Source organism: Ureibacillus sp. MALMAid1270, assembly GCF_049202975.1.
Taxonomy (GTDB): Bacteria; Bacillota; Bacilli; order Bacillales_A; family Planococcaceae; genus Ureibacillus.
This window is the reverse complement of record NZ_JBMIRP010000090.1, coordinates 32,602-46,473: the sequence shown is the minus strand read 5'-3', so window position 1 is coordinate 46,473 and position 13,872 is coordinate 32,602. Positions and strand designations below refer to the sequence as shown.

11 protein-coding genes are annotated in these 13,872 nt (G+C 34.6%); all 11 read left to right on the top strand.

All coding sequences use genetic code 11. The features are described 5' to 3' along the window. Positions 1-92 precede the first annotated feature (92 nt). Positions 93-1,100, top strand: coding sequence for a hypothetical protein (locus ACOQFO_RS11945; protein WP_421689891.1), 1,008 nt, complete (start codon positions 93-95; stop codon positions 1,098-1,100). A 104-nt stretch (positions 1,101-1,204) separates the two neighbouring features. Further along, a complete protein-coding gene (gene tig, locus ACOQFO_RS11940) occupies positions 1,205-2,497 on the top strand; it encodes a trigger factor (protein ID WP_421689890.1) in 1,293 nt (430 codons plus the stop codon). Between the two features lie 199 nt (positions 2,498-2,696). Next, complete coding sequence (gene clpX / locus ACOQFO_RS11935) at positions 2,697-3,962, top strand: ATP-dependent protease ATP-binding subunit ClpX (protein ID WP_421689889.1); 1,266 nt, start codon at positions 2,697-2,699, stop codon at positions 3,960-3,962. Between the two features lie 249 nt (positions 3,963-4,211). Then, on the top strand, positions 4,212-6,545 hold the full coding sequence (gene lon, locus ACOQFO_RS11930) for an endopeptidase La (RefSeq protein WP_421689888.1): 2,334 nt from the start codon (positions 4,212-4,214) through the stop codon (positions 6,543-6,545). After that, positions 6,532-7,113 (top strand): ribosome biogenesis GTP-binding protein YihA/YsxC, encoded by a 582-nt coding sequence (yihA, locus tag ACOQFO_RS11925; protein WP_421689887.1) that lies wholly within the window; start codon positions 6,532-6,534, stop codon positions 7,111-7,113. Before lon ends, yihA begins: the two co-directional genes overlap by 14 nt. A 279-nt stretch (positions 7,114-7,392) precedes the next feature. Continuing rightward, positions 7,393-8,745 carry a glutamyl-tRNA reductase gene (hemA, locus tag ACOQFO_RS11920; RefSeq protein WP_421689886.1) on the top strand — a complete coding sequence of 451 codons (1,353 nt, stop codon included), beginning with the start codon at positions 7,393-7,395 and terminating at the stop codon, positions 8,743-8,745. Between the two features lie 129 nt (positions 8,746-8,874). Next, entirely contained in the window at positions 8,875-9,702 is an 828-nt protein-coding gene (ccsA, locus tag ACOQFO_RS11915; protein ID WP_421689885.1) for a cytochrome c biogenesis protein CcsA, read from the top strand. A gap of 76 nt (positions 9,703-9,778) precedes the next feature. Continuing rightward, positions 9,779-10,708, top strand: coding sequence for a hydroxymethylbilane synthase (gene hemC / locus ACOQFO_RS11910; RefSeq protein ID WP_421689884.1), 930 nt, complete (start codon positions 9,779-9,781; stop codon positions 10,706-10,708). Then, positions 10,701-11,447, top strand: coding sequence for a uroporphyrinogen-III synthase (locus ACOQFO_RS11905; RefSeq protein WP_421689883.1), 747 nt, complete (start codon positions 10,701-10,703; stop codon positions 11,445-11,447). Before hemC ends, ACOQFO_RS11905 begins: the two co-directional genes overlap by 8 nt. A gap of 14 nt (positions 11,448-11,461) precedes the next feature. Beyond that, on the top strand, positions 11,462-12,442 hold the full coding sequence (gene hemB, locus ACOQFO_RS11900; RefSeq protein ID WP_421689882.1) for a porphobilinogen synthase: 981 nt from the start codon (positions 11,462-11,464) through the stop codon (positions 12,440-12,442). A gap of 1 nt (position 12,443) precedes the next feature. Further along, entirely contained in the window at positions 12,444-13,733 is a 1,290-nt protein-coding gene (gene hemL / locus ACOQFO_RS11895; RefSeq protein WP_421689881.1) for a glutamate-1-semialdehyde 2,1-aminomutase, read from the top strand. Positions 13,734-13,872 lie beyond the last annotated feature (139 nt).

The following is a 13,872-nucleotide window of genomic DNA, read 5'->3' as shown; positions in this document are numbered from 1 at the left end:
ATAAAATCTTGTTGTAGGGAAATGTCAATAAAGGTAAAATGACATTGTTAATGGTTATATTTTCTTAAATTTACAGCACGGGGTGACACGCATTGAAAAAGAAAAATATGAAGAAAAAAATACAAATGTATAAAAATGTGGTCGTTTTCCCTGGAACGGTTGAAAGATTGATCTCAGAAGCGCATCAATATGTGGAGAATTATCAGTTTGACCTTGCAAACAAACACTTTTCAGAAGCGTTACAATATACAGAAGGTGATGAGCTAACATTAAGCGTGTTCGCTTATTCATTATATGAATCTAAGGCCTATGAAAAAGCCAAGGAAATTTGTGAAAAGCTTTTAAGTTTAGGCCCAACAATGTATTTAGAAGTAATGGAATTATATTTAACTATTTGCATGCAATTGAAACAATATAAGCAAGTGGAACAAATTATTAGCTCCTTACTGGAAGAAGGGGCAATCCCGGAAAGTCAAATCGATAAATTTGAAAGATTAAAAAACTTAAATGCAAATATTGCCGAATCTAAGGTTGAGTTTGATGAAGTCACTTATTCCAATAAAGATGTTCTTGATTTTGAAAAATATGAGGTGAATAACTTTCTGTCATTGCCATCTCATCAACAATTACTACTAATCCAAGAACTGACTGACTCGAATATAAGACCGATCGTGCAACAATTAAAAATTATCATTGAAGATAAAAATACCCATCCTTTTGTTAAAAGTCTAATTTTAATATTATTAGTGGAACAAGAAGTGGATATAGAACTATCAATCAATAAATTTAATAGACAAATGGATGTAAATCCAGCTAAGTTATTATTACCAACAAAACTACCTCAATATCAGAAGGTTCTGTCTATTGTAAGAGAACGACTAGATCAAGAACCATCTAAATTAGAGATGGTGGAGTACTTAATATCGAAGCATGTAATCGGTACTTTTCCATTTGAATGGATTGACTATGACCCAGAAGATGTAGCTTATGCCTATATCGATTTTGTTAGTTTAATGTTTGGTCAGATACAAGAAATGGATGATGAACTGATTGACTTTTTGCAAAAGTTAGAAAAAATAACAGATCTATTAGAAGTATGAAAAAAGTTGAAACTATGACCAACTATGATATACTAAAATGGTTGTCAAATCGTATAAAACGAAATGTTTGTCAAACTGTAAACTAAATTTGGAGGTATTTATATATGTCAGCAAAATGGGAAAAACAAGAAGGTAATTCTGGCCTATTAACAATTGAAGTGCCAGTTGAAGAAGTAAATAAAGCAATTGATAAAGCGTTTGCTAAAGTAGTAAAAGAAATTAACGTTCCTGGTTTCCGTAAAGGGAAAATGCCACGTCAATTATTTGAAAAACGTTTTGGCGTAGAAGCATTATACCAAGATGCTCTTGAAATCTTAGTTCCAGATGCTTACTCTAATGCGATCGATGAAACTGGAATTGTACCAGTAGATTATCCACAAATCGATGGAACAGAAAACTTTGCAAAAGACCAAGCATTTACTTTCACAGCTACAGTTACTGTAAAACCTGAACCTAAATTAGGTGAATATAAAGGATTAGAAGTAACTAAATTAAGCACAGAAGTAACTGATGAAGAAATTGAAGAACAAATTCAAGCTCAAGTTGCTCGTAAAGCTGAATTAGAAATTAAAGAAGACGAACCAATCGTAAATGGTGATACAGCTGTTATCGATTTCGAAGGTTTTGTTGGTGGAGAAGCTTTTGAAGGTGGAAAAGGTGAAGACTATCCACTTGAAATCGGTTCTGGATCTTTCATCCCTGGTTTTGAAGAACAATTAGTAGGTGTTAAAGCAGGCGAATCTAAAGATGTAGTTGTAACATTCCCTGAAGAATACCACGCTGCAGAACTTGCTGGTAAAGAAGCTACTTTCAAAGTAACTGTAAAAGAAGTTAAAACAAAAGTTTTACCAGAACTTAACGATGAATTAGCTAAAGAAATCGATCCAGAAGTTGAATCGTTAGATGCTTTACGTGCAAAACTAAAAGAGCAAGCTATTGAGCAAAAAAATGCTGAAGCTGAAGCAACATTACGTGATGAACTAGTTGAGAAAGCAGCTGAAAATGCTGAAGTGGAGATTCCAGAATCGATGACTCATAACGAAATTCACCGTATGATCGATGAATTTGGTCAACGTTTACAAATGCAAGGAATGACTTTAGATCTTTACTACCAATTCTCTGGTCAAGACGAACATGCTTTACATGAACAAATGCGTCCAGACGCTGAAAAACGCGTACGCATTTCATTAACATTAGAAGCAATTGCTAAAGCAGAAGGTATTGAAGTTACTCAAGAAGATATCGATGCAGAACTTGAAAAAATGGGTGCACAATTCGGTATGTCTAAAGAACAAATTTTAACTGCTTTAGGTGGATCTTCTGAAATTTTAGAGAACGATATTCGTGCTCAAAAAACAGTTGAATTTTTAGTTGAAAACGCAAAAATTACTGAATAATACTTAAATATTTGGTAAAATTCAATATATAGTAAAACAAGGTACGGATACTCCCGTGCCTTGTTTTATCACATATAAAAGTTTCAAAAGATACATAAAATATGCTTGTGGAATTATCTACTGGCAATAAAAAAAGACAACTTATTTGATAAAGAGAAGAGAATCTTGTAAGATAGTTGCTTGAATAGGGGTGAAGTTAATGTTTAAATTTAATGACGAGAAGGGCAATTTAAAGTGCTCGTTCTGTGGGAAAACGCAAGAACAAGTTCGAAGACTAGTTGCAGGTCCTGGTGTTTACATTTGTGATGAGTGTGTTGAACTTTGCTCTGAAATTGTTGTTGAAGAGCTAGGCGTTGAAGAGGAAATCGAATTTCAAGATATTCCAAAACCAAAAGAAATATTATCGATTTTAGATGAATATGTTATTGGACAAGAGCGTGCGAAGAAAGCCCTTGCAGTTGCTGTGTACAATCACTATAAACGTATTAATTCAAACAGTAAAATAGACGATGTAGAATTATCAAAATCAAATATTGTACTAATTGGACCTACAGGTAGTGGTAAAACATTACTTGCCCAAACTTTAGCGCGTATTTTAAACGTTCCATTTGCTATTGCAGATGCTACATCATTAACTGAAGCGGGATATGTTGGAGAAGATGTTGAAAATATTTTACTTAAACTAATTCAAGCTGCAGATTATGATATTGAACGTGCTGAAAAGGGAATCATTTATATTGACGAAATCGATAAAGTTGCACGTAAATCAGAAAATCCATCAATTACACGTGACGTTTCTGGTGAAGGTGTGCAACAAGCATTGTTAAAAATTCTAGAAGGTACAGTTGCAAGCGTTCCTCCTCAAGGTGGTCGTAAACATCCACATCAAGAATTTTTACAAATAGATACGACAAACATCTTATTTATCGTTGGTGGAGCATTCGATGGAATCGAGCAAATTATTAAACGCCGTCAAGGTGAGAAAGTAATTGGTTTCGGCTCAACTAATGCGAAAAAAGATGAAAGTGGATCAGTATTAGCTCATTTAATCCCTGAAGATTTACTAAAATTTGGTTTAATTCCAGAGTTTATTGGTCGTTTACCAGTGTTGGCTTCTCTTGAACAATTAGATGAGGAAGCACTTGTACGTATTTTAACGGAACCAAAAAATGCATTAGTAAAACAATATCAAAAAATGCTTGAACTAGATAAAGTTGAGCTTGAATTTGATGAGGAAGCTTTAAATGCAATTGCAAAAGAAGCAATCGAGCGAAAAACGGGTGCACGTGGATTAAGATCCATTATTGAGTCAACTATGCTTGATATGATGTTTGAACTACCATCACGTGATGATATTGTTAAATGTGTCATTACGAAAGAAACAATTTTAGAAAATAAACCACCTAAATTGTTTTTAAAAGATGGCTCTGAACTAAAAAGCCTAAACGAAAAAACTTCAGCATAAAGAACAACTAAGACTAACTACGTCAATGTTAAGTAATATAGGAGCTGACTTCGCAATATACGTTTTTACGTGTAATGGTCGTAAGTCAGCTTTTTCTTACACGATAAATAGATATACATAAAATGTTAAAGCTTTTTTGTACATGTACTCTCTAAAAATTGTTAACACTATGCCTAGAGAAATGTTAGTTTTTTATCACATACTAGGTAAGCGTATGTTATAGATAAAAAAATGGAGGTGAATAATCGCATGAGCAAAACAAATTTAAAAAAACCATTATTGCCTTTGCGTGGATTATTAGTTTACCCTTCAATGGTTTTACATATTGATGTAGGTAGAGCACGATCAGTTGCTGCATTAGAACATGCGATGCTGGATGATAATCAAATATTTTTAGCAACTCAAAAAGATTTACGAGTTGAAAGTCCGGAACAAGAAGACTTATATACAATTGGTACCCTTGTTAATGTTAAACAAATGTTAAAGTTGCCAAATGGAACATTACGAATTTTAGTTGAAGGTATTAGCCGAGGCGAAATCAAAGAATACTCAGAAGAAAAAAAATTTACTACTGTTACTGTTGAATTATATGAAGATCCGGTTGATAAAGATGCAGAAACAGAAGCATTGATGCGTACATTATTGAACTACTTTGAAAAGTATGCTAAATCTTCTAATAAAATTACTACGGAAACAATCGATTCAGTAGTAGATATTAATGAACCAGGTCGTCTTGCAGATGTGATTGCGTCACATCTTCCTTTGAAAATTGCAGAAAAACAAGAAATCTTAAGTATTTTTAATATTAAAAAGCGATTAGATAACCTCATTATTCGACTGCATGATGAGCAAGAAGTACTCAATTTAGAGAAGAAAATTAACTCTAAAGTAAAGCAAGCAATGGAACGTACTCAAAAAGAGTATTATCTAAGAGAACAAATGAAAGCAATTCAATCTGAACTAGGTGACCGTGAAGGAAAAACTGGTGAAATCGCTGAATTGCGTAAAAAAATCGAAAGCTCTGGAATGCCGGAATCTACACAAAAAGTGGCATATAAAGAGTTAGATCGTTACGAAAAATTACCAGCTGCGAGTGCAGAAAGTGGCGTAATCCGTAACTATATTGAATGGCTTGTTTCGATACCTTGGACAATTGCTACTACAGACCGATTAGATATTAAACATGCTGAAGAAATATTAAATCGTGATCATGACGGACTAGAAAAGGTTAAGGAACGTATTTTAGAATATTTATCAGTCCGTCAGTTAACCCAATCCGTTCGAGGACCAATTCTTTGTTTAGTTGGACCTCCTGGTGTAGGGAAAACGTCATTAGCAAAATCTGTAGCTGAAAGTCTTGATCGTAAATTTGTTCGTATTTCATTAGGTGGTGTACGCGATGAATCAGAAATTCGTGGTCACCGTCGTACCTATGTTGGGGCTATGCCTGGTCGCATTATTCAAGGTATGAAAAAGGCAGGAACTATTAACCCTGTATTTTTACTTGATGAAATAGATAAAATGTCGAACGATTTTAGAGGAGATCCTTCTGCAGCAATGCTTGAAGTACTTGACCCTGAACAAAATCACAATTTTAGTGATCATTATCTTGAAGAACCTTACAATCTGTCTCAAGTAATGTTTATCGCTACAGCAAACGATTTAAGTACAATTCCAGGTCCACTTTTAGACCGTATGGAAGTTATATCGATTGCTGGTTATACAGAATTTGAAAAAACACAAATTGCGAAAAACCATTTAATTCCAAAACAAGTAGAGGAAAATGGATTGAAGAAAACGCAATTTGCTCTTAAGGATGAGGCAATTATTGATCTTATCCGTTATTACACTCGTGAAGCAGGAGTTCGTAATTTACAACGTCAAATAGCAACACTTTGTCGTAAAGCAGCAAAAATCATTGTATCAGGCGATAAAAAGCGTGTTACTGTTAATCAAAAAGTATTAATTGAATTGTTAGGAAAACATAAATTCCATTATGGGCAAGCAGAAACTGAAAACCAAATAGGTGTAGCAACTGGTCTTGCTTATACGACTGTTGGTGGAGATACTTTACAAATTGAGGTTGCATTAACTCCAGGTAAAGGCAAAATCCAACTTACTGGTAAACTTGGTGAAGTAATGAAAGAATCTGCTCAAACAGCTTTATCTTATGTACGTTCATTATCCAGTCAATTAGGAATAGATAATAACTACTTCGATGAACATGATATTCACATCCACGTTCCGGAAGGGGCAGTACCAAAAGACGGTCCTTCTGCTGGAATAACAATGTGCACAGCTTTAGTATCTGCAATTACAAACAAACCAATTAAACGTGAAGTAGGTATGACAGGTGAGATTACATTACGAGGAAGGGTATTACCAATTGGTGGGTTAAAAGAAAAATCCCTAGGTGCCCATAGAGCTGGATTAACAACAATTGTCATTCCTAAGGATAACATCCGAGATATTGACGATATTCCTGAAAGTATTCGTGAACAGTTAACATTTAAGCCGGTTTCTTCTGCTGACGAAGTGCTCAATATAGCACTAGTTGGAGGTTTTAAAAATGAAAGTAAATAATGTTGAAATGGTGATTAGTGCTGTAAAACCAGAACAGTATCCTATCGATGACCTGCCGGAGTTTGCATTAGCTGGCCGGTCGAATGTAGGGAAATCATCATTCATTAATAAAATGATTGGAAGAAAAGCGTTAGCTCGAACTTCATCTAAGCCTGGAAAAACTCAGACTTTAAACTTCTATAAAATAGAGGAGCAATTATTCTTTGTTGACGTACCAGGTTATGGATATGCAAAAGTATCAAAAAAAGATCGAGAAGCTTGGGGCCAAATGATTGAACGATATATTACAGCACGTAATGTTTTACGTGCTGTACTTTTAATCGTTGATCTAAGACATTCCCCAACAGAAGATGATCGGATGATGTATGATTTCTTAAAACATTACAACATTCCGACAATTGTAATTGCAACAAAAGCCGATAAAATTCCAAAAGGTAAATGGGACAAGCATAAAAAAGTTGTAAAAACAACGTTAAACATGGACCCATCAGATCCACTAATTGTGTTTTCTTCAGAAACAGGACTTGGACTTGACCAAGCATGGAATGAAATTAAAAAAAGAATGTAATTGATGTACATATCTTCTGTATCATTTTAGAAAGAAAGATGTTTTTAACTAAATTGATTCATCGGTTTTAAAAACATCTTTTTTTCTTAATAATAAACTGTATACATTATTTCAATCCGATTCGTTGAAAATCGATGCTATATTTGATACACTTAGTTTAGAATTATTCTAAATAAGAAATCGTTATCAATTCATAGCATGTTCACAAATTACTGTTGGACATCCCAATCTTTATGTTAAAATAAAAACTGGAATAAATAAGGTGAGGTGTAGAGTTCAATGCATACACTAGTAGTAGGCTTGAATTACAAAACTGCCCCTGTCGAAATTCGAGAAAAATTGTCATTTATTGAAAGCGATTTACCGAATGCAATGGCAGCGCTGAGAAAAGAAAAAAGCATATTAGAAGACGTAATTGTTTCAACATGTAATCGAACAGAAATTTATGCAGTTGTCGATCAATTACATACAGGACGTTATTATATCAAACAATTTTTAGCAAAATGGTTTGATATCCCAGTTGAAGAATTTGATCAACATTTATATATTCGTGAAAATGATGATTCCCTAAATCATTTATTCCGTGTAACAAGTGGAATTGACTCGATGGTATTAGGTGAAACACAAATTCTTGGACAAGTTAAGAAAAGTTTTATGAAAGCACAAGAAGTTGGGGCAACTGGCACAGTTTATAATCATTTATTTAAACAGGCAGTTACTTTTGCTAAACGTGCACATAACGAAACAACTATTAATGAAAATGCAGTATCTGTGTCTTATGCAGCAGTTGAATTAGCAAAGAAAATATTTGGTTCATTAAAACATAAGCATGTTGCGATATTAGGTGCTGGTAAAATGGGTGAGTTAGCTGCTCAAAATTTAGCAGGTAGTGGTGTTGGAAAAGTTACAGTTATTAATCGTACTTTTGAAAAAGCACAAAAATTAGCTGAAAAATTCAACGGACAAGCTAAATCGATGCAGGAATTACAATGCACATTACTAGAAGCTGACATTTTAATCAGCTCAACTGGATCGACTGATTATGTCATTGATTTAGAATTAATGCAATTTGTTGAACGCTTAAGAAAAGGGAAACCATTATTCATGGTTGATATCGCTGTACCACGAGATCTAGATCCGAAAATCGGGGATTTACCAAACGTTTTCCTATATGATATCGATGATTTACAAGGTATCGTTGAAGCAAATCTGGCAGAACGTGAAAAAGCTGCAAGAGAAATATCTCACATGATTACAGACGAGGTTTCTCAATTTAAAGATTGGATTGCTACTCTAGGAGTTGTTCCAGTTATTTCAGCATTACGTAAGAAGGCGAGTCGCATACAAGAAGAAACAATGACAAGTATTGAAAATAAAATGCCTAATTTAACAGATCGTGAAAGAAAAATACTAAATAAGCATACGAAATCCATTATTAATCAATTGTTAAAAGAACCGATTCTTCAGGCAAAAGAGTTAGCAAATTCAAAACAAGCCAACGAACAGTTACAATTATTCCAACAAATTTTTGGAATTGAGGAAGCGGTTCAAGAAGAATTGCAAAAGCAACAACAAACTTCACAACATATAGCTAATACTGAGTTAGTTGTAAATACCAAACTATCTTATTAAATAATGTGTTGAGATTGTATTAAGAATCTACATGAGGCGTTTTCGTATCTATATGATAAACTAGATACGAAAAACGCTTTTATTATTTTTGATGAAGTTTTTGTAATTTTTTATGGAGAAGGGATGCGAATGATTGACGTTACAATGACCCGTGCTTATGAGATGATGGTCATCTTATATGCGTTGAGTATTGTTCTTTATTTCATCGATTATTTTTATAAACAAGCAAAAATACGCCGTACAGCTTTTTGGATTGTTTCAATTGTATGGGTCATGCAAACGGTTTTCTTTTTATTGTACATTATGGAAATGAAAAGGTTTCCAGTCTTAACGTTAATAGAAGGTGTCTATTTTTACGCTTGGCTGCTGATCACCATTTCAATCATATTACATTGTATTGCTAGAGTGGATTTACCTGTTTTCTTTATCAATATTTTAGGTTTTATATTTGTTACGATTCATTTATTTGCACCTGATCAAGTGCAAAATCCACTTGGTGAATCTGCTGTATCTGAAATGTTGATCATTCATATAAGTTTTGCGATTTTATCTTACGCAACTTTTACTCTAACTTTTGTATTTTCTGTTTTATATTTAATTTTGTACAAAATTCTAAAAAAGAAAAAGTTTTCAAAATTATGGAGTAGATTACCTTCTCTACAACAAATCAGCATGTGGATCAATAGCTCAATATTAATTGGGAATCCCCTATTTTTTATAAGTATACTTTTAGGGTTAGAATGGGCATTTATGACTTTAGAGGGATTGTCCGTGATTGATGCGAAAATCATTGGTTCTTTCATCATTTTTGTTATCTATTTAATAATCTTAGTTTTACATCGTAGAGGAAAACTTTCTGGATTAAATTATTCGTGGGCAAATATTTATACTTTTTTACTAGTAGTGATCAATTTCTTTTTAGGAAGTAAACTTTCAAACTTCCACTTATGGTATTAGATTTCGTTTTAAGATGAACACTTGCGACGAAATTACCTATATAAGCACACATCGAGGATAGAAAGGTCTGATTTAGTTGAGAAAAATTATAGTAGGTTCTAGAAAAAGTAAATTAGCATTAACCCAAACAAATTGGTTTATCGAACAGATGAAAAAAGCTGGTGCTCCATTTGAATTTGAAGTGAAGGAAATTGTCACTAAAGGGGACCGTATATTAGATGTACAGCTTTCAAAGGTTGGTGGAAAAGGCTTGTTTGTTAAAGAAATTGAACAAGCTTTAATGGATAAAGAAATTGATTTTGCTGTTCACTCTATGAAGGATATGCCTGCTGTGTTACCGGACGGATTAGTAATTGGCTGTATCCCAAAAAGAGAAGACCCACGTGATGCCTTCATCTCAAAAGGTCATGTGAAATTTAAAGAACTACCTCAATACGCAATTGTTGGGACAAGCTCATTACGTCGTAGCGCACAATTGAAAAAAGTACGTCCAGATTTAGAAATCAAATGGATTCGTGGAAACGTTGATACACGTTTAGCTAAATTAGAAAATGAAAACTATGATGCAATTATTTTAGCAGCAGCTGGATTAAAACGCTTAGGTTGGAATGACGATGTTGTAACGGAATATTTAGATACAAACATTTGTTTACCAGCTGTAGCTCAAGGAACACTTGGTATTGAATGTCGAGCTGATGACGAAGAGTTATTAGCTGAATTAGCAAAATTAACAGATCAAACTACGTGGAATGAAGCCTTTGCTGAAAGAGCCTTTTTAGCTGCTATGGATGGTGGCTGTCAGGTACCAATTGCTGGATTTGCACAAACAACTGGAGATACGATTACTTTTAAAGGACTTGTAGCACATCCAGATGCAACGGTATTCTTTGAAGAGACAAAGACTGGTTCTAATCCTGTTGAGTTAGGTAAAGAAGTTGCTAAGAAATTAACTGAGCAAGGAGCATATGAGCTGATTCAACAAGTAAAGGCTGAGCTAGATGCTTAAATCTCAACCCTTATCAGGAAAAACAGTTGTTGTTACTGGTTCATCGGTGACGACAACTGTTTTACAGAAAATTGAGCAATTAGGTGGAGAAGCGATTGCTTGCCCACTTATTCAAACCGTAGAAATTATTGAACCTTATGACTATATGCAATTAGAAATGGCAAGAAATTTTGATTGGTTGATATTTACTAGTCAAAACGGAGTTGAAACATTTGGTGCAAAAATGAATCGACATCACTTTACACCCGCTGATTTTAGTGGGAAAATTGCTGCAGTCGGCTCTAAGACAAGAAAAAAGTTAATATCTAACGGATTTACTGTTCATTTTGTTCCTTCCGTTTTTAGCGCAGATGTGTTCGTAAAAGAATTTCCTAAAATAGCAGAACCTAAATCTAGTTGTTTATTTGTAAGAGGGAAAAAAGCTAGAGATACAATTAAAGAAGGCTTGCCATTTAACGTAACGGAATGGAATGTTTATGATACTGAAGAGTCGAGTAATCATCTTCAAAAGTTAAAGAGTTTGATCGAAAATCGATCTGAACTTTTAGTGATATTTGCAAGTCCATCTGCAGTGGATGCATTTGCTATACATATTGCACCTTCTGTGGGTTGGGATAAGATTAAAATTGCTAGTATTGGTCATATTACAAGCAATGCCCTTAAGAAACATGGAGCACATGTCACTTATCAACCAAACACTTACACAATGGAATCAGTTTTAGATGAAATCATTAAATAGGAGGATTTATCTATATGACACAATTGAATTTTAGTAGACACCGAAGATTACGTTCATCCGCTAAAATGCGTTCTATGGTAAAAGAAACTTACTTACACAAAGAAGATTTAATATATCCTATATTCGTAATGGATGGGGAAAATATTAAAAATCCGGTTAAGTCGATGCCTGGAGTATTTCAATACTCTTTAGATCGTTTAGACGAAGAAGTAGATGAGGTAGTAAGTCTCGGAATTCCTGCAATTATTTTATTTGGAATTCCAGCTGAAAAGGATGCTGTTGGTACAGGTGCTTTTCATGACCATGGAATCGTACAAAAAGCGACTCGTCAGATTAAAGAACGCCATCCAGAACTTTTAGTTATTGCGGATACATGTTTATGTGAATTTACCGATCATGGACATTGTGGAGTTGTAGAAGGTGAAAAAATTCTAAACGATCCGTCCCTTGATATATTAGCTCGTACAGCTATATCTCAAGCTAAAGCTGGAGCAGATATTATTGCTCCATCGAATATGATGGATGGATTTGTGATTGCAATTCGTACAGCATTAGATGAAGCTGGCTTTGAGGACGTGCCAATTATGTCTTACGCTGTTAAATATGCATCTAGCTATTACGGTCCATTCCGCGAAGCTGCAGACGGAGCACCTCAATTTGGTGATCGTAAAACGTATCAAATGGATCCAGCTAACCGTTTAGAAGCTATTCGTGAAGCTCAATCAGATATCGAAGAAGGTGCAGATTTCTTAATCGTTAAACCTGCATTATCATATTTAGATATTATTCGTGACGTACGAAATAACTTCCCAGTGCCGGTTGTTGCTTATAACGTATCAGGTGAATATGCAATGATTAAAGCTGCAGCACAAAATGGTTGGATAGATGAAAAATCAGTTGTGTTAGAAACATTACTAGGCATGAAACGAGCAGGTGCAGATATTATCCTTACATATCATGCAAAAGATGTAGCTCGATGGTTGGAGGAGAAATAACATGAAAACTTATGAGAAATCGATTCACGCATTTGAAGAAGCTGTAAATTTAATGCCTGGTGGGGTTAATAGCCCTGTTCGTGCTTTTAAGTCAGTTAACATTAATCCAATTTTTATCGAATCAGGTAATGGAGCGATTATTAAAGATATTGATGGTAACGAATATATTGATTACGTATTAAGTTGGGGGCCACTTATTTTAGGTCACTCTCATCCTGATGTTGTGAAGGCAATTCAAGAACAAGCTGTGAATGGGACTTCTTTTGGTGCACCTACTCTACTAGAAAATAAATTAGCAGAGCTTGTGATTGAGCGAGTTCCATCAGTCGAAATGGTACGTTTTGTATCTTCGGGAACAGAAGCAACAATGGCTGCGTTACGTTTAGCACGTGGATACACAGGAAGAGATTTCATTTTAAAATTTGAGGGTTCTTACCATGGTCATGGAGACTCTTTATTAATTAAAGCAGGATCAGGAGTTGCAACTCTTGGGTTACCTGATAGCCCAGGTGTGCCTGCAGATATCGCCAAAAATACAATGACTGTAGCATACAATGACCTGGAAGCTGTAAAAGTTGTTTTTGAGAAATTTGGAGAACAAATTGCTGCAGTAATCGTGGAGCCTGTTGCAGGTAATATGGGTGTCGTTCCTCCTAAAGCTGGATTCTTAGAAGGATTACGCCAAGTGACTAAAGAAAATGGTTCATTACTAATTTTTGACGAAGTAATGACTGGTTTCCGAGTGGACTATCAATGTGCGCAAGGTTATTACGGAATTACTCCTGATATTACATGTCTAGGTAAAGTAGTAGGTGGAGGACTTCCTGTTGGTGCGTATGGTGGACGTCGCGACATTATGGAACATGTTGCGCCAGCTGGACCTGTTTATCAGGCTGGTACTTTATCAGGTAATCCGCTTGCAATGACTGCAGGTATTGAGACATTATCTCGTTTAACACCTGAATCATATGAATACTTTAAAAAGCTTGGCGACAAACTTGAAGCTGGCATTCGTGAAGCTGCAACGAAGTTTAATATTCCTCATACTGTTAACCGTGCAGGTTCAATGATTGGTTTATTCTTAACAAATGAAGATGTAGTAGACTTTGCAACAGCGAAAACATCTGATCTTGCATTATTTGCTGAGTATTATAAACTAATGGCTGAGGAAGGTATTTACTTACCACCGTCTCAGTTCGAAGGTTTATTTATCTCAACTGCTCATACAGAAGAGCATATTGAGAAAACAATTCAAGCGTTCCATACAGTATTTGAAAAATTAGCTAGATAAAATAAAAGGTGTCTTGACTCTAATGTATAGAGCAAGGCACTTTTTTCATTGATGTTTATACATAGATATTAGGTAGTTAATTGTTCAGAATAATAGGTTGAAAATGAATAATCTATTATTTCAATTTGAATGGAGCTAT